Below are 19,924 nucleotides of genomic sequence, written 5' to 3' on the forward strand. Positions count from 1 at the left end.
CTTGGAAGGGAGGGTTTCCGCACACCTTCGCGTAGGGAGAGGGGTCGAACAACCATGGCCGAGCACCCTGACAGCGCCCTGGTCCGCCGGGGATTCGAGGCGTGGTCCCGAGGAGACATGGAGACCGTCGGCTCCCTGATGACCTCGGACTGCACGCACCACACGCCCGGCGGGAGCCAGATCTCCGGGCACCACAAGGGCCGGGACAACGTCCTCGACATGTACCGGAAGATGTTCGAACTCACCGGCGGGAAGATGCGGGTGGAGATGCACGCCATCTCCGTCGACGGCCGCGGTCACGCCGTCGCGGCGAACACCTTCTACGCCGAGCGGGGCAACCGGGGCATCGAGCTCAAGGGCGCGCTGATCTTCACCATCGTCGGCGGGAAGATCAGCGACATCGACGAGTGCGTCGAGGACATCGACGAGTCCGACGCCTTCTGGGATCAGGCCGGGTAGGCGCCCCGCCCCGCCGCCGCCTCGAACGTCTCCTTGTTCCTCGGTACGCCCACCCCGCGCCAGGTGAACGGCACGCCCCGCGCCGTGTCCAGGTCGGGGCCGTCCATCAGCTGGAAGTGGACGTGCGGCTCGGTGGAGTTGCCGGAGTTGCCGCACCGGGCCAGCTCCTGGCCCGCGGTCACCCGGTCGCCCGCCGCGACGGTGAGCGAGCCGCGTCGCAGGTGCGCGTACATCGCGTACGTCCCGTCGCCCAGGTCCAGGACGATGTGGTTGCCGGTGACGCGGCGGGCGCCGGCGAGCACGCGGACGACCGACTCGACGAGCATCAGATAGACCACGGCCGGCAGCGAGTTGCGGCTGAGGTGGTCGCGCTGGCCGTCCTCGGCGTGCACGACCGTCGCGTCGGCGACCGCGAGCAGCGGGGCGCCGAAGGCGGGGAAGTCCGTGGTGCGGCGGGCGAGCGGCCACAGCCAGGCGAAGCGCGGCCGGGGGCGGGCCTCGTCCTCCGCCACGATGTCGATGGCGTACGTCTGGCCGTACTGGTGCGTGCCGTGGCTGGGCGTCCGGTCCGCCGGGCTGTTCAGCGCCGACCAGCGGCCGGCCACCGGCGGATCCACTTCCACCGGGTCCCGGTGCGCCTCCGCGTGCTCCCGGCGGGCGGTCCTGGCGAGGGCGAGCCCGAGCGCCACGGCGGCGATCGCCGGAAGCCAGCCCGCCCAGTACGGATACGGCAGGTCGACGAAGGGCGAGGCGACGGCCTGGACGATGAACACCAGCCAGAGCGTGCGGTGGACGACCACCGCGGTCTTGCGTGCGGACATGGGGTTCCCCCTGGAACGATCGCGGTCAGGGACGGGCGGCGGTGAGGGCCACCAGGAGCGGGACCACCCGGGCTCCCGGCACCTCGTAGCGGCCGCGGCCCGTGGTGTGGAGCCAGCCGGCGCCGGTCAGCTGGCGCAGGTGGTGGTAGATCTGGCCGGTCGTGCCGACCTCCTCCGACTCCGCCAGCTCGGCCGCCGTGCGCCGGCCGCCGAGGATCTCCCGCAGCAGCCGGAGCCGTACGGGATGGCCGAGCGCGGCGAACGACTCGGCGGTCTCGGCCCAGTCCTGGTCGAGCAGCCGCTCGGCGAAGGCGCCGAACTGCCACTCGTACCGCTCCCGGGTCGGCAGCCGGACCGTGCCCGTGAAGAGCACCGCGCCGTCCTCGCCGGGCGCGCCGGCCTCGGCGAGCTGGGCCTTCAGTCCTTCCAGCGCCCAGAACGTGCTGTCGACGACCTCGGGTGCGGAGCGTTCCCCGCCTTCCAGGGCCGCCATCCGCCGTTCCAGCGCGGCGACCCGCTCTTCCAGCTCCATGCCTTCGAGATTACGTAATTACGTAATCTCGCGCAAGGGGGGTTGCGGCGGGTCCGGGGAACGAGAGAGCCCCCGCCCGGACCCGAAGGTCCGGACGGGGGCTCCCGTGGTGCCGGATCAGGCCAGCAGGCCCGGGATGGTCGCCTCGTGGGCCGTGCGCAGCTCCTCCAGGGAGATGCTGAACGCGCCCTGCACGTCGACCTCTTCGCCGTCCACGACACCGATCCGGGTCGCGGGGAGACCCCGCGCGCCGCACATGTCGGTGAAGCGGAGCTCCTCGCTGCGCGGGACGGCGACGACCGCGCGGCCGGCCGACTCGCTGAAGAGGAAGGTGAAGGCGTCCAGGCCGTCCGGGACGACCAGGCGCGCGCCGGTGCCGCCGCGCAGGCAGGACTCGACGACCGCCTGGACCAGACCGCCGTCGGACAGGTCGTGCGCCGCGTCGATCATGCCGTCGCGGGAGGCGGAGATCAGGATCTCGCCGAGCAGCTTCTCCCGGTCGAGGTCCACGACCGGCGGCACGCCGCCGAGGTGCCGGTGGATGACCTCGGACCAGGCCGAGCCGTCGAACTCCTCACGCGTGTCGCCCAGCAGGTAGAGGAGCTGGCCCTCTTCCGCGAAGGCGATCGGCGTGCGGCGGTTGACGTCGTCGATCACGCCGAGCACGGCCACGACCGGCGTCGGGTGGATCGCCGTCTCGCCGGTCTGGTTGTACAGCGAGACGTTGCCGCCGGTGACCGGCGTGCCGAGCCGCAGACAGCCGTCCGCGAGACCGCGGGTGGCCTCGGCGAACTGCCACATGACGTCCGGGTCCTCGGGGGAACCGAAGTTCAGGCAGTTCGAGATCGCCAGCGGCTTGGCACCGGAGGCGGCGACGTTGCGGTACGACTCCGCCAGCGCGAGCTGCGCTCCCGCGTACGGGTCGAGCTTGGCGTACCGGCCGTTGCCGTCGGTCGCCATGGCCACACCGAGGTTGGTCTCGGCGTCGATGCGGACCATGCCCGCGTCCTCGGGCTGCGCGAGGACGGTGTTGCCCTGCACGAACCGGTCGTACTGGTCGGTGATCCAGGACTTCGACGCCTGGTTCGGGGACGAGACCAGCTTCAGGACCTGGTCCTTCAGCTCCTCGCCGGTCTGCGGCCGGGGCAGCGTGCCCGCGCCGTCGGCCTGCAGCGCGTCCTGCCACGCGGGGCGGGCGAACGGCCGGTGGTAGACCGGGCCCTCGTGCGCGACCGTGCGCGGCGGTACGTCGACGATCTGCTCGCCGTGCCAGAAGATCTCCAGGCGCTCGCCCTCGGTCACCTCACCGATGACGGTGGCGATGACGTCCCACTTCTCGCAGATCTCCAGGAAGCGGTCGACGTGCTCGGGCTCGACGATCGCGCACATGCGCTCCTGCGACTCGCTCATGAGGATCTCCTCGGGCGAGAGCGTCGCATCGCGCAGGTGGACCCGGTCGAGCTCGACGCGCATGCCGCCGGAGCCGGCGGAGGCCAGCTCGGAGGTCGCGCAGGAGAGGCCGGCGCCCCCCAGGTCCTGGATGCCGGCGACCAGCTTCTCCTTGAAGATCTCCAGGGTGCACTCGATGAGGAGCTTCTCCTGGAACGGGTCGCCGACCTGGACCGCGGGGCGCTTGGTGGGCTTCGTGTCGTCGAAGGTCTCCGACGCGAGGACCGAGACGCCGCCGATGCCGTCGCCGCCGGTACGGGCGCCGTAGAGGATCACCTTGTTGCCGGGGCCCGACGCCTGGGCGAGGTGGATGTCCTCGTGCTTCATGACGCCGATGCACCCGGCGTTGACCAGCGGGTTGCCCTGGTAGCAGGCGTCGAAGACGACCTCGCCGCCGATGTTCGGCAGGCCCAGGCAGTTGCCGTAGCCGCCGATGCCGGCGACGACACCGGGCAGCACGCGCTTGGTGTCGGGGTGGTCGGCCGCGCCGAAGCGTAGCGGGTCCACGACCGCCACCGGGCGGGCGCCCATGGCGAGGATGTCGCGGACGATGCCGCCCACGCCGGTGGCCGCGCCCTGGTAGGGCTCGATGTACGAGGGGTGGTTGTGCGACTCGACCTTGAAGGTGACCGCGTACCCCTGGCCGACGTCGACGACGCCCGCGTTCTCGCCGATGCCGACGAGCATGGCGTCGTTCTCGGGGATCTTCTCGCCGAACTGCTTCAGGTGGACCTTGCTGCTCTTGTACGAGCAGTGCTCGGACCACATGACGGAGTACATGGCCAGCTCGGCACCGGTGGGACGGCGGCCGAGGATCTCGCGGATGCGCGCGTACTCGTCCTCCTTGAGGCCGAGCTCCTTCCACGGCTGCTCGCTGTCGGGCGTCTCGCCCGCGTGCTTGACGGTGTCGAGGCTCATCAGGCGTTGACCAGCTTCTTGAGGATCGAGGTGAAGAAACCGAGGCCGTCGGTACGGCCCGTACCGATCAGCGGCTCGACGGCGTGCTCGGGGTGCGGCATGAGGCCGACCACATTGCCCGCGGCGTTGGTGATGCCGGCGATGTCGCGGAGCGAGCCGTTGGGGTTGACGTCGAGGTAGCGGAAGGCGACCCGTCCCTCGGCCTCCAGCTCGTCGAGCACCCGCTCGTCGGCGACGTACCGGCCGTCCATGTTCTTGAGCGGGACCCGGATCTCCTGGCCCTGTTCGTAGTCCGCGGTCCAGGCGGTGTCCGCGTTCTCCACCCGCAGCTTCTGGTCGCGGCAGATGAAGTGCAGGTGGTTGTTGCGCAGCATCGCGCCCGGCAGCAGATGGGCCTCGGTGAGGATCTGGAAGCCGTTGCAGATGCCGAGGACGGGCATGCCCGCCTTCGCCTGCTCGATGATCGTCTCCATGACCGGCGAGAAGCGGGAGATGGCTCCGGCCCGCAGATAGTCACCGTAGGAGAAGCCGCCGGCCAGGACCACGGCGTCGACCTGCTTGAGGTCCTTGTCGCGGTGCCAGAGCGAGACGGGCTCGGCGCCCGCCAGGCGGGCGGCCCGCAGCGCGTCCTGGTCGTCGAGCGTTCCGGGGAACGTGACGACGCCGATGCGTGTGGTCACGACGGGACCTCGGCGGACGCCTCGGACTCGACCGTGACGACGAAGTCCTCGATCACGGTGTTGGCAAGGAAGGTTTCGGCCATCTCATGGATGCGGGCGAGGGCGGCGTCATCGACCGGCCCCTCCACCTCCAGCTCGAAGCGCTTCCCCTGGCGGATGTCGGCGATCCCGGTGAACCCGAGGCGGGGCAGCGCACGCTGCACCGCCTGTCCCTGGGGGTCGAGGATCTCCGGCTTGAGCATGACGTCGACTACGACGCGTGCCACTGGCACTCCCGGTGGTGTGTTGCGTGGGCGGTTCCCTCAGCGTACCTGCCTCCAAATTCTACGCGGGTAGAAGACTGGAGGACCCTACAAACGCCACCGGAGACCCACACCAAAAATTCAAGGGAAATACCACCCCGCCCATTGCGGCGGGACACGCTGATGCAATTGGCTGGGCTTCACAATGCGAGCCCCCGCGCTGTACAAAGGAATACAGAAGAAAGCAGCATTGCCCCGGGGTAGCCGTTAAGCCGGTATCGCCGCACGTCAGAAGGTGTCCTCGACACCCCCATGACACGGCGGACCGCAGGAAAGGACCGATATCCGTGGCTCAGCGAGTAGTGGTCACTCTCTCCGATGACATCGACGGCGGAGAAGCGGCGGAAACGGTTGCGTTCGGCCTGGACGGGAAGACGTACGAGATCGACCTGAATCCCGCCAATGCAAAGAAACTGCGCAAGGCGCTGGCTCCGTACCTCGCGGCCGGCCGGAAGCGGACGGGCCGCGCCGGCGGACGGGCCGCCGGCTCGGGCACCACGGCCGTCGCTTCCTACAAGCACACGGCACTGGAGCCCGACGCGGCGGCGGTCCGCGCCTGGGCCCAGTCCCACAAGATGGACGTGCCGGCCCGCGGCCGGATCCCGAAGCGGGTCTACGAAGCCTTCCGCGAGGCCAGTTGAGCGACCACGCGCGGCACCCCGCCCGCGACCCCTCGGTCGACTCCGCTCGCGCCCCGGACCGCGACACCCCTGACGCGCCGCCAGGAACCGAGTTGCACGGCACCCCCGGTGATCGGCTAGAGTCTGGAGCACGCCGAGGGGCGAGGCCGCAGGGCCGAACCTCACGCAGCGTGCGGGTGTAGTTCAGTAGTAGAACATCCCCCTTCCAGGGGGAAGGCGCAGTGTGCAATTCCTGTCACCCGCTCTGCATCGCATTACCGACCACTCTTGTGGATCAGGTAGAGTGGTGCTCGCGCCGCCCAGTGAAAGCTGGTCGGAGGCATGCGGACGTGGCTCAGTTGGTAGAGCATCACCTTGCCAAGGTGAGGGTCGCGAGTTCGAATCTCGTCGTCCGCTCAGGAAGCGAAGGCCCCGGTTCTCAGGAACCGGGGCCTTTGTCGTACCCGGACCGCGGCCCCGTCGTACCCGGCGCCGGCACCCGCCCACGCCCCGGCCTCCCTTCTGACATTTGTCATGCTCGCTGATGACAGCGCGCACTGCCGACCGACCCCGCCCGGCGGAAGGCTGGAGCCATGACCCACGTGATCGAGGCCGAGGACCTCCGCCGGACCTACTCCGGCGGCTACGACGCCGTCAACGGCATCACCTTCGCCGTCCCCCGAGGCGAGATCTTCGCTCTGCTCGGGACCAACGGAGCCGGCAAGACCTCCACCGTCGAACTGCTGGAAGGCCTCGCCGAACCCAGCGCCGGCACCGTCCGGGTACTCGGCCACGACCCGTACCGCGAACGGACCGCCCGTCCGCCCCCGCATCGGCGTGATGCTCCAGGAGGGCGGCTTCCCCTCCGACCTGACGGTGGCCGAAACGGTACGCATGTGGGCCGGCTGCACCAGCGGCGCACGGCCCACCGCCGAAGCCCTCGACATGGTCGGCCTCGGCGCCCGCCGCGACGTACGGATCAAGCAGCTCTCCGGCGGCGAGCGGCGACGCCTCGACCTGGCGCTCGCGCTCCTCGGCCGTCCCGAGGTCCTCTTCCTCGACGAACCCACGACCGGCCTGGACGCCGAAGGCCGCCGCGACACCTGGCGCCTGGTGCGGGAGCTGCGGGACGGAGGCACCACCGTCCTCCTCACCACGCACTACCTGGAGGAGGCCGAGACCCTGGCCGACCGGCTCGCGATCATGCACCAGGGCCGGGTCGTCCTCTCGGGCACCCCCGCCGAGGTCACCGCCGCCCGGCCCTCCCGCATCCGCTTCCTCCTCCCCGACGAGGTCCCGGCCGGACGCCTGCCCCTCGGACTGCGGGCCGCCGCCGACGGCCGCCGGGTGGAGATCCGTACGCACACGCTCCAGGACGCGCTCACCGAGCTGCTGACCTGGGCCCGCGAGACCGGCGTACGGCTGGAGGCGCTCGACGCCCGCTCCGCCTCGCTCGAGGAGGCGTTCCTGGAGATCGCCGCCGGGCACGAGGCCCCCGCCGCCCCCGGGCCGGACACTCCCGGCCCGCACGCGACCGATCTGGAAGGTGCCCGATGAACGCCTCCGTCACCCGGCTCACCGCTCTCGGGCGCGCCGAACTCACCCTCCTCGGGCGGAACAAGAACAACCTGTTCATCGCCCTCCTCATGCCGCTGCTGATGATCTTCGTACTGCGGTCCTCGATCACGCAGATGGGCAGCGACGAACTGCCCATGGGTGCCGCCGGAGCCACCCTCGTCGGCGGCACCGGACTCGTCCTGATCCTCGTCGTCTACATGGGCCTCGTCTCCGCCTACGTGGCCCGGCGCGAGGAGCTCGTCCTCAAGCGGCTGCGCACCGGCGAGGCGACCGACCGCGAGATCCTCGCCGGCGCCGCCCTCCCCTCCGCCGCCATCGCGCTCGCCCAGTGCGCGGTGCTCGCGGTCGGCGGGATCGCCGTCCTTGACGTGGCGGCGCCCGAGCGGCCCGACCTGCTGCTCGTCGGCCTCCTCGCGGGCGTGCCGCTGCTCGCCGGGCTCGCCGCCGCCACCACCGCCCTCACCCGCAACGTCGAGAGCGCCGGCCTCACCACGCTCCCCTTCTTCCTCGTCTCGGCGATGGGCTCGGGGATGATGGTCCCCGCCGAGGTCCTGCCGGACGCGGTCGCCGACGTCTGCGCCCTGCTGCCGCTGAGCGGGATCATGGAGTTCGTCCGGGCCGGCTGGTTCGGGGTCGACGACTCCGGCGACCTGCTGACCGCCGCCCTCACCACCCTGGCCTGGGGCGCCGTCACCGTGTTTGCTGTCCAGCGGTGGTTCCGCTGGGAACCGCGACGTTAGGAGTCGCGGGGCCGGGAGGCCCGACGCCGGGAACGGTGGGGTGACGGGCGCGAGGGGGCGGGGCTACGGGTGCGAGGTGGCGGGCGGCCCGCGCACGAGGCAGGAAGCACGACGCGCCCACGGCGCATGACGCGAGGAACGGGGGCCGGGCGGGTGTCCAGGCTGACGGGATGGTGGGTCGGCCGCAGCAACGCGGCCAAGGTCGAGCTCTACACGCGGTGGACCTTCCACTTCTTCGCGTTCCTGGAGATCCTCGCCATCGGCGGCGTACCCCTCGCCCAGAAGGAACGCGGCCCGATCGGCCTCCCCCTCGGTCTCGCGCTCGGACTGCTGGTCTGCGCGCACGCCTTCCTGACCGCCGCCCTCTGCTCCCGCGCCCTCGACTGGGCCCTGGACCGGCGCGAACGGCCGGTCCGGCTGGCGACGGCGCTCGTGGCCCTCACCGCCGCCGGCGCGTTGACGGCGATCACCCTGCGCGCCACCGGCGTCCTCTCGGACGGATCGGTCGCCGCGAGCATCGTCAACGGCACGATCACCTTCAGCCTCGGCGCCCTCGTCCTGTGCATGAAGAGGGTCCGGCACATGCTGGCCGTGGCACCGCTCGCCGGCCTCGCGACCGGCGCGGTGGTCGCCCTGATGGGGGTCGGACTGGCGGAGGCCGCCGGCTACGCGGTCGGCATCCTGCTCGCCGGCACGGGACTCGTGGGCGCCTGCGGGTTCTCCGGCTGGCTGATGAAGACCGTGTGGGAGCTGGAACGCTCCAGGGAGCTCAAGGCGCGCCTCGCCGTCGCGGAGGAACGGCTCCGCTTCGGGCGCGACCTCCACGACGTCATGGGCCGCAACCTCTCGGTGATCGCGCTGAAGAGCGAGCTGGCCGTCCAGCTCGCCCGGCGCGAACGCCCCGAGGCCGTCGACCAGATGATCGAGGTGCAGCGGATCGCCCGGGAGTCGCAGCGCGAGGTGCGCGATGTCGTACGCGGCTACCGGGAGGCCGACCTGCGGGTCGAGCTGGAGGGCGCCCGCGGAGTGCTGAGCGCCGCCGGGATCGCCTGCTCCGTGGACTCCCTGGAGCTCGAACTGCCCGCCGACGTCCGGTCGGCGCTCGGCTGGGTGGTCCGGGAGACCACGACGAACGTCCTGCGGCACGGCGACGCGTCGCGCTGCACGATCACCCTGCGGGGAGAGGAGGGTTCGGTGCTGCTCACCGTGGAGAACGACGGCGTGAGCGTGAACGGTACGGGCGTGGACGGCGTACGGGAGGTGCCGGGGCCGCGGGTCGGCGGCGGCACGGGCCTCGCGGGGCTGCGCGAACGGCTTGCCGCGGTGGCCGGAACGCTGGAGGCGGGTCCCGCCGCCGGGGGCACGTTCCGGGTGACGGCCCGGGTCCCGTCGGGGGGCCGGGGATCGGGGGCCACGGCCGGTGCCGCGTCGGAGGCGTCGGAGGCGTCGGAGGAGTCGGACGCGCGGGACGCGTCGGTCGCCGAGGGGGCCGGCGTCGGGGACGTACGTCCGCGGGCCGGGAGGGAGGCGTCGTGACCGTACGGGTCCTGCTCGCCGACGACGAGCATCTGATCAGGGGTGCGCTCGCCGCGCTGCTCGCCCTGGAGGACGACCTCGTGGTCGTCGCCCAGGCCGCCACCGGCCCCGAGGCGCTCGCCATGGCCCGCGCCCACCGGCCCGATGTCGCGGTCCTGGACCTGGAGATGCCGGGCGCGGACGGTGTGAAGGTCGCCACATCCCTGCGCGGCGAGGTCCCGGAGTGCCGGACCATGATCGTGACCGGGCACGGCCGCCCCGGGCACCTCAAGCGGGCCCTCGCGGCCGGGGTGCGCGGCTTCGTGCCGAAGACCGTCAGCGCCCAGCGGCTGGCCGAGATCATCCGTACCGTCCACGCCGGAAACCGTTACGTGGACCCGGAGTTGGCGGCCGACGCCATCTCCGCGGGCGACTCCCCGCTGACCGCCCGCGAAGCCGAGGTCCTGGAGCTCGCGGCGGACGGCGCCCCGGTCGCGGAGATCGCCGAACGGGCCTCGCTCTCCCAGGGAACCGTCCGGAACTACCTCTCCTCAGCCGCCACGAAACTGGGCGCCGAGAACCGTCATACGGCGGTACGTCTCGCCCGGGAGAAAGGTTGGGTATAGTTGGCTCCGCGCTACGGCGCATGCGGACGTGGCTCAGTTGGTAGAGCATCACCTTGCCAAGGTGAGGGTCGCGAGTTCGAATCTCGTCGTCCGCTCCATCGAGAAAGCCCCCCGGTCGATCCGACCGGGGGGCTTTCCGCTGTTCGCAGCTCCGCTCCACCCGCTGTCCCGCTCCGGACGCTGTTCGCTCCGGCCGCTACGGCGCGGGCCGTTCCGGGCCGCTGCGGGCTGTTGCCGCCGGGCCCGGAACGGAGCGGCGCGGGTCAGCGCCAGGGGCTGCCGGTGAGCAGTTCGTACGCCTCCAGGTACTTCGCCCGGGTCGCGTCGACGATCTCCTGCGGGAGCGGGGGCGGCGGGCGCTCGCTCGTGCGGTCCCAGCTGGAGGCCGGGGAGGTCAGCCAGTCGCGGACGTACTGCTTGTCGTACGAGGGCTGGGCGCGGCCCGGCTCCCAGCTCGCGGCCGGCCAGAAGCGGGAGGAGTCGGGGGTCAGCACCTCGTCGGCGATGACCAGCCTCTCGCCGTCCTCGGTGGACTCGAAGCCGAACTCGAACTTGGTGTCGGCGAGGATGATGCCACGCTCGCGGGCGATGTCACGGGCCCGGCCGTAGACGGCGAGGGTCAGCTGCCGCAGCCGGGCGGCGGTCTCCGCGCCGACCTGCCGGGCGACCTCCTCGTAGCTGACGTTCTCGTCGTGGTCGCCGACCGCGGCCTTGGTCGCCGGCGTGAAGATGGGGGTGGGCAGCTCGGAGCCGTCGGTCAGCCCCTCGGGGAGCGCGAGGCCGCAGACCGTACGGGACGCCTTGTACTCGACCAGCCCGGAGCCCGTCAGATAGCCGCGCGCCACGCACTCGACCGGGACCATCCGCAACGACCTGCAGACGAGGGTGCGGCCCGCCCAGTCGGCGGGGGCGCCGGCCGGCAGGTCGGTGGAGAGGACGTGGTGCGGGGCCAGGTCGGCCAGCTGGTCGAACCACCAGAGCGAGAGCCGGGTGAGGACCCGGCCCTTGTCGGGGATCTCGGTGGGCAGGACCCAGTCGTACGCGGAGATGCGGTCACTGGCCACCATGACGAGGTCGCCGGCCTCGTTCCGGTAGAGGTCACGCACCTTGCCCGTGTGGAGGTGGGTCAGGCCCGGGACCTGGACAGGCTCGGGTTTTTCTACGAATCCGGACACGGTTCCTCCGCGTAGGTTGATCCAGGAGCGCTTCGATTCTCTCGCACCCGGACGCGGGGGCGGCGCCCGGGCCCGCCCCGGTCTCAGTCACGCTTGCAGATGCGGTCCAGGAGGTTGGCGGTGGCGCGCTGGATCCGGGGGTCGACATGGCCCGGCCGGTCCAGGGCCGGGGACCAGGCGAACGTGCCGGAGGCGAAGACCCACGCGCCGGACGGGGAGCGGTAGAGGGAGGTCTCCTGGTGGCGCAGGGCGCCTTCGCTGTCCCGGTAGGGCGAGTGGGCGAGGAGGATGCGGCCGTCGTGCTCGGGCAGGGCGGTGCGCGGGAAGTAGCGGTCCGCCTCCCCGGCGACCAGGCCGTCGATCTCGTCGCCGTCGCCCGCGCCGGTGGACTCCCAGAGCCAGTGGTCCGCGTTCCGTACGACCAGGGGGTGCGGTTCGGGCACCCGGCCGGCGTACTGGAGGCCGAGCAGCTGCTGCTCGGACCGGTCGACCTCGCGCCACAGCGCGGACCGCCCGGGGCCGCGGCGCTTGCGGCAGGTCAGCAGTCGGTCGGGGACGCCCGACGGGGAGGGGCCCAGCTCCACCTGCCAGTACATGGTGTTGGCGGAGAGGAAGACGAGCGACGTGCCCTGGTCGCGGGCGAGTTCGACCGTCTTGCGCATGGGGACGGACCAGTACTCGTCGTGGCCGGGGAAGACCAGGCCGCGGTAGCGGGTGGGGTCGACGCGGCCGGCATGCAGGTCGCGGGTCTCGGCGTACGCGAGGTCGTAGCCGTACCGCTCGGCCCAGCGGATGAAGTCGTAGGCGTGGCCGACGTGCAGGGGCAGCCCGGCGCCCGCGTAGGGCCGGTCGAAGGAGACGGTGATCGCCGCGTCCTCCTCGCCGAGGAGCCGGCCCTGCTCGTCCCACGCGTGGTAGAGGCTGGCGCCCGTCCGGCCGTCCTCGGGGTAGAGGTTGTACGCCTGCCAGGTCACGTCCGGGAGGACGAGGAGGAGGTCGGCGGGGTGGTCGTCGCGGACCGTGAAGGGGATGTGGGAGCGGTAGCCGTCGGCGGTGGTGAGCACGGCGACGTACGCGCCGATCGCCCAGAGAGACGGGATCTGGAGGCGCCAGGACTGCCACCAGTGGTGGCAGGAGACGGTCCGGTCGGCGGTGAGCGGCGCCGGCTGGACGATGCCGGAGAGCCGCGGGCTGGTGGTGATCTTGGTGGCGCCCTCGCCGGCGTAATGACCGATGCGGTAGATGTCGACCGAGAACTGCTGCGGCGGGTCCACCGTGATGTGGAAATCGATCGCCTCGCCGGGCGCGACGGCCCCGCTGGACGTGAAGCCCTTGATCTGGCGGTGTACGTCGTCGGCCGTGCGGGGTCCGCCGCTGCCGCCCCGGGCGAGGGTGGTGTCGGCGTACCAGGGGACGACGTGGCCGGTGTCGTCGAAGTAGTTCTCCGACCCGCGCAGCCAGGGCAGCGGTCCCTGCCCGAACGGGTCCGTGACGGCATGGGCGAGTGCGCCCGATTCCCACCGCCTGATCTGTTCCGCCCCCATGACGCGCCCCTCCCTCGACTCCCCCGTGTCGTCTGTCGTCCTTGCTGGTGCTGGTGCTGGTGCTGGTGCTGCTGGTGCCGGTGTCTGTGCCGTGTTGTGGCTTTGTCTGCTGTCGTGGCGTCAGTTGTGCTCGTGACGCGATGGCTTGGGCGCCTGGCGCACTGTCATGTGCTGCTGTCAGTGCCGGTCTCCAGCACATCACATAACGCACGCACTCCGTCACCGTTCGTCGTGAATTGACGTGAACGGAAGGCAGGCTTCCGGTGGGCTCGGCCTCACACGAGGCGTACCGGCTTCTCGGGGCGGACGCCGGTCTCGGTGAGCCAGGCGCGCAGGGGCTCGGGGTCGCCGTCCTCGACGAGGGCGAGGACACGGGCGGCCAGGTCCGTGCTGCGGGCCCCGCCGACGAGGAGCGCGGGACCGTCGAGCCAGTCGAGGCCGGGGACGGCGCCAGCGGTGTCGACGGCGGCGCAGCAGACCATCGCCGTCACATGGTCGGCCAGCAGGTCGCGGCCGGTCCGGGGCGGCTGCAGCGGGAAGAGCGGCAGCTGGTCGTCGTCGCCCCCGTCCGGCACGGCGGCGTGCGCGCCGGGCGCGGGCGCCGGGGGCTTGGCGGCCTCCTCGCGGGCCACATGGGCGGTGAGGGCCGCGGCGAGGGAGTCGGCGGCGGCGTTGGCCGGGGGGAGGACGTCGGGGACGGTCTCGGCCGGGAGGACCTCGGGGGTGATATCGGCCGGGAGGCCTTCGGGGGCAGCCGCGGTCGGAAGGGCTTCGGGGGCGGCGGGCGCGGGGTCGGGGCGGCCCGGCGCGTCGGGTGTCTCGGGCGCGGGCGACCGGTCCGGGTCGCGCGTCCCGTCCGGCTGGTCCGGGGCCGCCGTGCGGAGGGGCACCGAGAGGTGGGACATCACGCGGGTCAGGGTCGGTCCGCCGGTGGCCGGGCGGCCGGCGGGGCCCGAGGGGAGCACGCCCAGCTCGTCGAGAACCTGGTGGAGGCGGGCGGCGTCCGCGCGCCACTTACGGTCCACCACTTCTTCCGGGTACTGGCTCCAGTCCACCGGCGACCAGTCGGGTCCGGCCTCCGCCGGGCCGCCGTGGAAGAGCCGGGCGGCGAGCAGCGAGGCCGCCTCGTCGACCGCCCCGGGCTCTTCGAGCAGGTCACAGGCCGGCCGCTCGCCGAGCCGGGTGGTGAAGCCCTCCGCGAGGCGGTCCCGGCGGGAGAGCTCGGTCAGCGCCGCGACCACCCCGACATCGAGGCTCGACGGCCAGCGGCCCATCCGCCAGGCGGGCAGCGCGACCCGGGTCAGGAGCCGGTCCCAGCCGGCGTAGGCGAGGCCCACCTGCTCCTGGGCGACGATCCGGATGCCGTAGTCCACCTCCTGGGCGCGCTCGGAGCCCGCCGCCGCGACGCCCCGCTCCATCTCGGCCGCGTGCCCGCGACAGCTGCGGAGCAGCACCCGCGCGACGTGCCCGACGCCGTGGGCGCCGAGCCGGCGGAGCGGGTCGAGGCCGGGGCTGCGGGGCGAGGCGACGGCGGCGTCCAGGCCCTGCACAAAGCGGCGGGCGGCGGCTATGTCCGGGTGCGCGGCCGGGGCCGTACCGGCGACGACCGGGGCGAGGACCGCCCGCAGCTCGCCGACGCGCATCCACCACAGGAAGGGCGAGCCGATGACGAGGACGGGCGCGTCGGTGGAGCGCCGCAGCCCGGCCGTACGGTCGTGCGCGGGGTGCGTACGGTCCTCGAGCCAGCTGTCGCAGTCCGGGGTCAGGGCTATCGAGGAGGGCGCGGGGACGCCGAGCCGGTCGGCGAGGTCTCTGACCATGCGGTACAGGTCGGGGGCGGCGGTCTCGGCGAGCTCGACGGTCGGCGTGACGGCGGGCCGGGCGCGGGCGACGACCAGCGCGACGGCCGCGGCGGCGAGGAGGACGACCACGGCGACGACGGTCACCACCCAGCGGGCGGTGTCCCAGCCGGGGCCGGCCAGATGGCCGGTGACGCCCCCCGCGTACAGGATCACGGCCGCGGCGGCCGGGAGCAGCGCGAGGCCGAGTGCCCTGCCGCGGACGCGGAGCACGGCGAGGGCCCGGGAGCGCGCGGCGCGCGCACCCATTTCCTCGCCGACAACGGAACCGGTACCGGACACGCCGTACATCACCCCCTTCAGCTCGCGTCGGGTCTGCCTGTGGCGGTGTTGCTCACTCCCCCACTGTGGCACCCGGCACTGACATCGCAATGCCGGTGGGCCAAGTGCCGGAACGCCTTCGCCGCACCCTAGTTGGGCCTGTGGCGGGCGTCATCCGGATGGGCGAGTCGTCACTCGATGGAATGGCTTTGGGCAAAGGTGATGACGGTCCGGCGTGCTGAGGGGTTCACTTCCGCGGCCTGGCGGGGGAGGCGGGCGCGGGCGGGCCCGCGGGGGCCTCGGCAAGGGCGTGCTCAGGGGCGAGGGCCTCAGGAACGGGGGCCTCAGGGGACGGGAGCCTCAGGAACGGAGGCCTCGTGGCGCGGGGCCCGTAGCCCGGGGCTTCGTAGCCCGGGGCTCGTGGCGCGGGGCTTCGTAGCCCGGGGCTCGTGAGGCGCGCCGGGGGCGGACGGATCCGGCCCCCGGCGTGGTGCGGCGGACGAGGGGTCCTGCGGCGGCGGCTACTCCCCGGCGGCCTTGAGCGCGATGTCCGTACGGTGCTGGGAACCGTCCAGCCGGATGCGGCCGACCGCCGCGTACGCCCGTTCGCGGGCCTGCGCGAGGTCCTTGCCGGTGGCGGTGACCGACAGGACGCGACCGCCGGCGCTCACGATCGCGTCGCCGTCCCGCTTGGTGCCGGCGTGCAGGACGAAGGCGTGCGGGGCGTCCTGGGCCGCGACCTCGTCGAGGCCCTCGATCGGGTCGCCCGTACGCGGGGTGCCGGGGTAGTTGTGCGAGGCGACGACCACGGTCACCGCGGCGTCGTCGCGCCAGGCGAGCGGCGGCTGATTCTCGAGGGTGCCGTTGGCGGCGTTCAGCAGGACGCCCGCCAGCGGGGTCTTGAGCCGGGCGAGGACGACCTGGGTCTCCGGGTCGCCGAAGCGGGCGTTGAACTCGATGACCCGTACGCCCCGGCCGGTGATCGCCAGACCCGCGTACAGCAGCCCCTGGAAGGGCGTACCGCGGCGGCGCAGCTCGTCGACCGTGGGCTGCAGGACGCTGTCCATGACCTCGTCGACCAGCTTGGGGTCCGCCCAGGGCAGCGGGGAGTACGCCCCCATGCCGCCGGTGTTGGGGCCCTCGTCGCCGTCGAGCGCGCGCTTGAAGTCCTGCGCGGGGGTGAGCGGGAGGACGGTGACGCCGTCGGTGATCGCGAAGAGGGAGACCTCGGGGCCGTCAAGGAACTCCTCGATGACGGCCCGCCCGTCGCCCGCCACCGCCCCGGAACGAGTCGCTTCGCGACGCTGTGACACACAGGCGAGCGCGTGGGCGCGGGCCTCGGCGAGGTCGTCGGTGACGACCACGCCCTTGCCGGCGGCGAGACCGTCGTCCTTGACGACGTACGGAGCGCCGAAGGCGTCCAGCGCCTCGTCGATCTCCGCGGGAGTGGTGCAGACGTAGCTGCGGGCGGTCGGGACGTTCGCCCCGGCCATCACGTCCTTGGCGAACGCCTTGGAGCCCTCCAGCTGCGCCGCCTCCTCGGACGGGCCGAAGCAGGGGATGCCGGCGGCGCGGACGGCGTCGGCGACACCGGCGACGAGCGGGGCCTCCGGGCCGACGACGACCAGCTCCGCCCGGAGGTCGGTGGCCAGCCGGGCGACGGCGTCGCCGTCCAGCTGGTCGACGGGGTGCAGCTCGGCGACCTCCGCGATTCCGGCGTTGCCGGGCGCGCAGTGCAGAGCGGTGACGTCGGGATCGAGGGAGAGAGAGCGGCACAGGGCGTGTTCGCGGGCGCCGCCGCCGATGACGAGGACCTTCACGCCAGCCAGGGTAGCCCGCGGGGCGGGATGCCCCTTGTGCGGGCCACCGAGCGAGACGGCGCTACTCGTTCGTGTATTCCTCCAGGACCGTGGCTCCGAGCTCGCGCACGATCAGGTCGTGGCCGGAGAGTGCGGAGTCGACGAGGTCCGGATCGTCTTCCTCCGGTACGTCGTCCTCGGGCGCGACGGGCCGCGGCGCGGGCGGCGCCTGCCGGGCCGGCGCGGAACCGGCGCCCTGGGGGGCGGACGGGCCCTGCGGGGCGGACGCCGGGCTGTGCGGCGCCGGAGCGGGGGCGTACTGCTGCTGCGGGGGCTGCGGAGGCTGCTGCTGGTACGACTGCTGGTGCTGCGGGGCCGGCGAGGGGGGCGGGGAGGCGGGGCGTCCGCCGCCGAAGTTGGCCGCGGCGGGCGGGGGCGTGACCCCGCCCGAGGGGTCGATGATCGCCTCGATCTTCCACTGGACGTTGAACTGCTCGGCCAGCGCCTGCCGCAGCACGTCCTCGCTTCCGCTGCTCGCGAAGTTGTCGCGGGCGCCGGCGTTGAGGAAGCCGAGCTGGAGGGTGGTGCCGTCGAAGCCCGCGACCTGGGCGTTCTGGCTGAGCAGGATCCAGGTGAACCGGCGCCGGTTCTTGACGGCCTCCAGGATGGACGGCCACATGTTCCGCACCTGTGCCGCGCCCTGCGCCATGTCCCCGCCGGGGGCGGTGGGAGCGGGCGCGGCGGCCTGGGGTGCGGGGGCGGGCGTCTGGGGTGCGGCGGGGGCCGCCGGAGCGGAGGCGCCGGGCCAGGCGCCGGGGGCGCTCCCCCTGCCCCCGAGCCGGGCGGCACCGGGCCAGGCGCCGGGCCGGGGAGCCTCGGCGGCGGGCTCGGGAGCCGGGGCCGGGGGAGCCGGGGCCTGCGGAGTCTGGGGGGCTTGTGGGGCCTGAGGGGCGGGCTGCGGGGTGGGCGGGGGCTGTACGGGAGCGGGCGCGGCCGGGGCGGCCACTTCCGGTACCGGCACCGGCCCGTGGACGTCGGGAGCGGGGACGTACCCCATCGGAGGGGCGGGCGAGCCGGTGGTGAAGACGGGCGCGGGCGCGGCGGCGGCGCCCCGCTCCAGCCGGTCGAGGCGCGCTTGCAGCGACCGCTCGTCGTCGAAGGCGGCGGGCAGCAGCACGCGCGCGCAGATCAGCTCCAGCTGGAGCCGCGGCGAGGTGGCACCACGCATCTCGGTGAGCCCGGTGTTGACGAGGTCGGCGGCGCGGCTCAGCTCGGCGGCGCCGAAGACGGAGGCCTGTGCCTGCATGCGCTCCACGACGTCGACGGGCGCGTCGATGAGGCCCTTCTCGGCGGCGTCGGGCACGGCGGCCAGGATCACCAGGTCACGCAGCCGCTCCAGCAGGTCGGCCACGAACCGGCGGGGGTCGTTCCCGCCCTCCACGACCCGGTCCACGACCTCGAACGCGGCGGCGCCGTCCCCGGACGCGAAGGCATCGACCACGGAGTCGAGCAGCGACCCGTCCGTATAACCGAGCAGAGAGGTCGCCATGGCGTATGTCACACCGTCGTCCGCGGCGCCGGCCAGCAGCTGGTCCATCACGGACATCGAGTCACGCACGGATCCGGCGCCGGCCCGCACCACGAGCGGCAGGACGCCGTCCTCGATGGGAATGCCCTCGCGGCCGCAGACCTCGCCCAGATACTCCCGCAGGGTCCCGGGCGGCACGAGGCGGAAGGGGTAGTGGTGCGTCCGCGACCGGATGGTCCCGATGACCTTCTCGGGCTCGGTCGTCGCGAAGATGAACTTGAGGTGCTCCGGCGGCTCCTCGACCACCTTCAGCAGGGCGTTGAAGCCCGCCGAGGTGACCATGTGCGCCTCGTCGATGATGTAGATCTTGTACCGGCTCGCCGCGGGGCCGAAGAACGCCTTTTCCCGCAGGTCACGGGCGTCGTCCACACCACCGTGGGAGGCGGCGTCGATCTCGATGACATCGATCGAACCGGGGCCGTTGCGCGCCAGGTCCCGGCAGGACTGGCACTCCCCGCAGGGGGTCGGCGTGGGGCCCTGCTCGCAGTTCAGACAGCGCGCGAGGATCCGCGCGCTGGTCGTCTTTCCACAGCCGCGGGGCCCGCTGAACAGGTACGCGTGATTGACCCGGTTGTTCCGCAGGGCCTGCTGCAACGGGTCGGTGACATGCTCCTGCCCGATGACCTCGGCGAACGACTCGGGGCGATAACGGCGGTACAGCGCGAGAGACGACACGTATACGAGGTTATAGGCGCCCACCGACAACCGGCCCCGCCCGGAAACGCAAGCGCCCCCCACGCACCCGCCAGAGCCGACCTACCCTTGCTGCCTTCCGGCCCTGGGGGAGTTCAGTCAGATAGCGCCACGTGAGGGGCTCCGCCCAGACTACCCGATCCCCAGCCCCCCGTTGCCCCCACTCCCTCCCCGATCCCCCGGCGACCACCCCCGGGAGAGCCTCCCGCGGATCAGGTTCGCGAGCACTCCTCAACGTCTTGTATTGTTTGCGGCGGAGGATTCGCCTAGAGGCCTAGGGCGCACGCTTGGAAAGCGTGTTGGGGGCAACCCCTCACGAGTTCGAATCTCGTATCCTCCGCCAGTGCCTCACCGGGCACGATGTCGAAGGGCCCCGCTGCTTGCAGCGGGGCCCTTCTTCGATTCCGTTGGCCGCCACCATGACCCGACCGTCATCAGCAGCGCCGCACCCCTCCAGCACCTTCGAAACCGCGGCGGGTGGGCCGTGATCTGCACGAGTCATCGACGCCAGCCTGCACCGCCAGAATCCATCCTTCGTCGCCCTGCCCTCCTTCGCACCGTCGGCAACCGCATCATCACCACTGAGCCGGCATCGGGCTTCTTGGCGAGGCCTGGAGCTGTCCTCAACCAACCGGCACGTGGCGGACACCTGCCTCAACAGCCTCCACGTCACCTCATCCCTACGACGGTCAAGGCCACCAATCGCGGAGTCGCGCCGAAGCAGCCGTGCGCGACAACGCCACGCTTGCCACATCTTCGAGTACC

General features: G+C 72.6%; 15 protein-coding genes, 4 tRNA genes, 1 other RNA gene and 1 pseudogene. 10 read left to right on the forward strand and 11 right to left on the reverse strand.

All coding sequences use genetic code 11. From position 1 onward, the window contains the following. The first annotated feature begins 54 nt into the window (after window positions 1-54). On the forward strand, window positions 55-459 hold the full coding sequence (locus tag ACFZBD_RS14540; protein WP_391139741.1) for a nuclear transport factor 2 family protein: 405 nt from the start codon (window positions 55-57) through the stop codon (window positions 457-459). On the opposite strand, the gene ACFZBD_RS14545 is transcribed toward ACFZBD_RS14540, so the two are convergent. The 5 genes from ACFZBD_RS14545 to purS all read right to left on the reverse strand — a co-directional run bounded on the left by ACFZBD_RS14545 (window position 447) and on the right by purS (window position 5,125). Beyond that, entirely contained in the window at window positions 447-1,280 is an 834-nt protein-coding gene (locus ACFZBD_RS14545; protein ID WP_391139743.1) for a peptidoglycan DD-metalloendopeptidase family protein, read from the reverse strand. The two genes, ACFZBD_RS14540 and ACFZBD_RS14545, sit on opposite strands and share 13 nt — an antisense overlap. Window positions 1,281-1,305: 25 nt before the next feature. Then, window positions 1,306-1,812, reverse strand: a complete 507-nt coding sequence (locus ACFZBD_RS14550) for a helix-turn-helix domain-containing protein (protein WP_391139745.1) — start codon at window positions 1,810-1,812, stop codon at window positions 1,306-1,308. Between the two features lie 117 nt (window positions 1,813-1,929). Further along, a complete protein-coding gene (gene purL / locus ACFZBD_RS14555) occupies window positions 1,930-4,179 on the reverse strand; it encodes a phosphoribosylformylglycinamidine synthase subunit PurL (protein WP_391139746.1) in 2,250 nt (749 codons plus the stop codon). Next, a complete protein-coding gene (gene purQ, locus ACFZBD_RS14560) occupies window positions 4,179-4,859 on the reverse strand; it encodes a phosphoribosylformylglycinamidine synthase subunit PurQ (RefSeq protein WP_391139748.1) in 681 nt (226 codons plus the stop codon). The genes purL and purQ overlap by 1 nt, the downstream gene beginning before the upstream one ends. Continuing rightward, window positions 4,856-5,125, reverse strand: a complete 270-nt coding sequence (gene purS, locus ACFZBD_RS14565) for a phosphoribosylformylglycinamidine synthase subunit PurS (RefSeq protein WP_391139750.1) — start codon at window positions 5,123-5,125, stop codon at window positions 4,856-4,858. Before purS ends, purQ begins: the two co-directional genes overlap by 4 nt. A 323-nt stretch (window positions 5,126-5,448) precedes the next feature. Here purS and ACFZBD_RS14570 point away from each other — a divergent pair, with 323 nt between their 5' ends. The 8 genes and pseudogenes from ACFZBD_RS14570 (at window position 5,449) to ACFZBD_RS14605 (ending at window position 10,338) form a co-directional block, all read left to right on the forward strand. Continuing rightward, window positions 5,449-5,802, forward strand: a complete 354-nt coding sequence (locus tag ACFZBD_RS14570; RefSeq protein WP_391139752.1) for a histone-like nucleoid-structuring protein Lsr2 — start codon at window positions 5,449-5,451, stop codon at window positions 5,800-5,802. Between the two features lie 172 nt (window positions 5,803-5,974). Further along, a tRNA-Gly gene (locus ACFZBD_RS14575) sits at window positions 5,975-6,046 on the forward strand. A gap of 79 nt (window positions 6,047-6,125) precedes the next feature. Continuing rightward, a tRNA-Gly gene (locus tag ACFZBD_RS14580) sits at window positions 6,126-6,198 on the forward strand. 176 nt (window positions 6,199-6,374) lie between these two features. After that, a pseudogene (locus tag ACFZBD_RS14585) lies at window positions 6,375-7,338 on the forward strand (ABC transporter ATP-binding protein). Further along, entirely contained in the window at window positions 7,335-8,099 is a 765-nt protein-coding gene (locus ACFZBD_RS14590) for an ABC transporter permease (RefSeq protein ID WP_391139753.1), read from the forward strand. The pseudogene ACFZBD_RS14585 and the gene ACFZBD_RS14590 overlap by 4 nt, the downstream one beginning before the upstream one ends. A 153-nt stretch (window positions 8,100-8,252) precedes the next feature. Beyond that, the gene (locus ACFZBD_RS14595) at window positions 8,253-9,635 is read left to right on the forward strand and encodes a histidine kinase (RefSeq protein ID WP_391139755.1); all 1,383 of its coding nucleotides are present in this window, start codon (window positions 8,253-8,255) and stop codon (window positions 9,633-9,635) included. Then, window positions 9,632-10,240: a response regulator gene (locus ACFZBD_RS14600; protein WP_391139756.1), complete on the forward strand. Its 609-nt coding sequence runs from the start codon at window positions 9,632-9,634 to the stop codon at window positions 10,238-10,240. The genes ACFZBD_RS14595 and ACFZBD_RS14600 overlap by 4 nt, the downstream gene beginning before the upstream one ends. A 22-nt stretch (window positions 10,241-10,262) precedes the next feature. Further along, a tRNA-Gly gene (locus ACFZBD_RS14605) sits at window positions 10,263-10,338 on the forward strand. A gap of 165 nt (window positions 10,339-10,503) precedes the next feature. Here ACFZBD_RS14605 and ACFZBD_RS14610 read toward each other — a convergent pair. From ACFZBD_RS14610 to ffs, 6 genes are all read right to left on the reverse strand, one after another. Beyond that, a complete protein-coding gene (locus ACFZBD_RS14610) occupies window positions 10,504-11,415 on the reverse strand; it encodes a phosphoribosylaminoimidazolesuccinocarboxamide synthase (protein ID WP_391139757.1) in 912 nt (303 codons plus the stop codon). 83 nt (window positions 11,416-11,498) lie between these two features. After that, complete coding sequence (locus ACFZBD_RS14615; RefSeq protein ID WP_391139759.1) at window positions 11,499-12,959, reverse strand: N,N-dimethylformamidase beta subunit family domain-containing protein; 1,461 nt, start codon at window positions 12,957-12,959, stop codon at window positions 11,499-11,501. 275 nt (window positions 12,960-13,234) lie between these two features. Next, window positions 13,235-15,109 carry a hypothetical protein gene (locus ACFZBD_RS14620; RefSeq protein ID WP_391139760.1) on the reverse strand — a complete coding sequence of 625 codons (1,875 nt, stop codon included), beginning with the start codon at window positions 15,107-15,109 and terminating at the stop codon, window positions 13,235-13,237. A 491-nt stretch (window positions 15,110-15,600) separates the two neighbouring features. Then, window positions 15,601-16,899 carry a phosphoribosylamine--glycine ligase gene (gene purD, locus ACFZBD_RS14625; protein ID WP_391139761.1) on the reverse strand — a complete coding sequence of 433 codons (1,299 nt, stop codon included), beginning with the start codon at window positions 16,897-16,899 and terminating at the stop codon, window positions 15,601-15,603. Window positions 16,900-16,960: 61 nt separating this feature from the next. Next, window positions 16,961-19,141, reverse strand: coding sequence for a DNA polymerase III subunit gamma and tau (locus ACFZBD_RS14630; protein WP_391139763.1), 2,181 nt, complete (start codon window positions 19,139-19,141; stop codon window positions 16,961-16,963). Window positions 19,142-19,186: 45 nt separating this feature from the next. Continuing rightward, window positions 19,187-19,285: signal recognition particle sRNA small type (gene ffs, locus ACFZBD_RS14635), an RNA gene on the reverse strand. A 129-nt stretch (window positions 19,286-19,414) separates the two neighbouring features. Here ffs and ACFZBD_RS14640 point away from each other — a divergent pair. Beyond that, window positions 19,415-19,502: transfer RNA gene (locus ACFZBD_RS14640), tRNA-Ser, on the forward strand. The last annotated feature ends 422 nt before the right edge of the window (window positions 19,503-19,924 follow it).

The organism is Streptomyces sp. NPDC008121, assembly GCF_042957155.1.
In the GTDB taxonomy this organism is placed as follows: Bacteria; Actinomycetota; Actinomycetes; order Streptomycetales; family Streptomycetaceae; genus Streptomyces.

Excerpts from the sequence above, each read along its gene's own strand:
- ACFZBD_RS14540 (WP_391139741.1), top strand. The coding sequence starts at position 55 with ATGGCCGAGCACCCTGACAGCGCCCTGGTCCGCCGGGGATTCGAGGCG.
- ACFZBD_RS14545 (WP_391139743.1), bottom strand. The coding sequence starts at position 1,280 with ATGTCCGCACGCAAGACCGCGGTGGTCGTCCACCGCACGCTCTGGCTG.
- ACFZBD_RS14550 (WP_391139745.1), bottom strand. The coding sequence starts at position 1,812 with ATGGAGCTGGAAGAGCGGGTCGCCGCGCTGGAACGGCGGATGGCGGCC.
- purL (WP_391139746.1), bottom strand. The coding sequence starts at position 4,179 with ATGAGCCTCGACACCGTCAAGCACGCGGGCGAGACGCCCGACAGCGAG.
- ACFZBD_RS14590 (WP_391139753.1), top strand. The coding sequence starts at position 7,335 with ATGAACGCCTCCGTCACCCGGCTCACCGCTCTCGGGCGCGCCGAACTC.
- ACFZBD_RS14615 (WP_391139759.1), bottom strand. The coding sequence starts at position 12,959 with ATGGGGGCGGAACAGATCAGGCGGTGGGAATCGGGCGCACTCGCCCAT.
- ACFZBD_RS14620 (WP_391139760.1), bottom strand. The coding sequence starts at position 15,109 with ATGTACGGCGTGTCCGGTACCGGTTCCGTTGTCGGCGAGGAAATGGGT.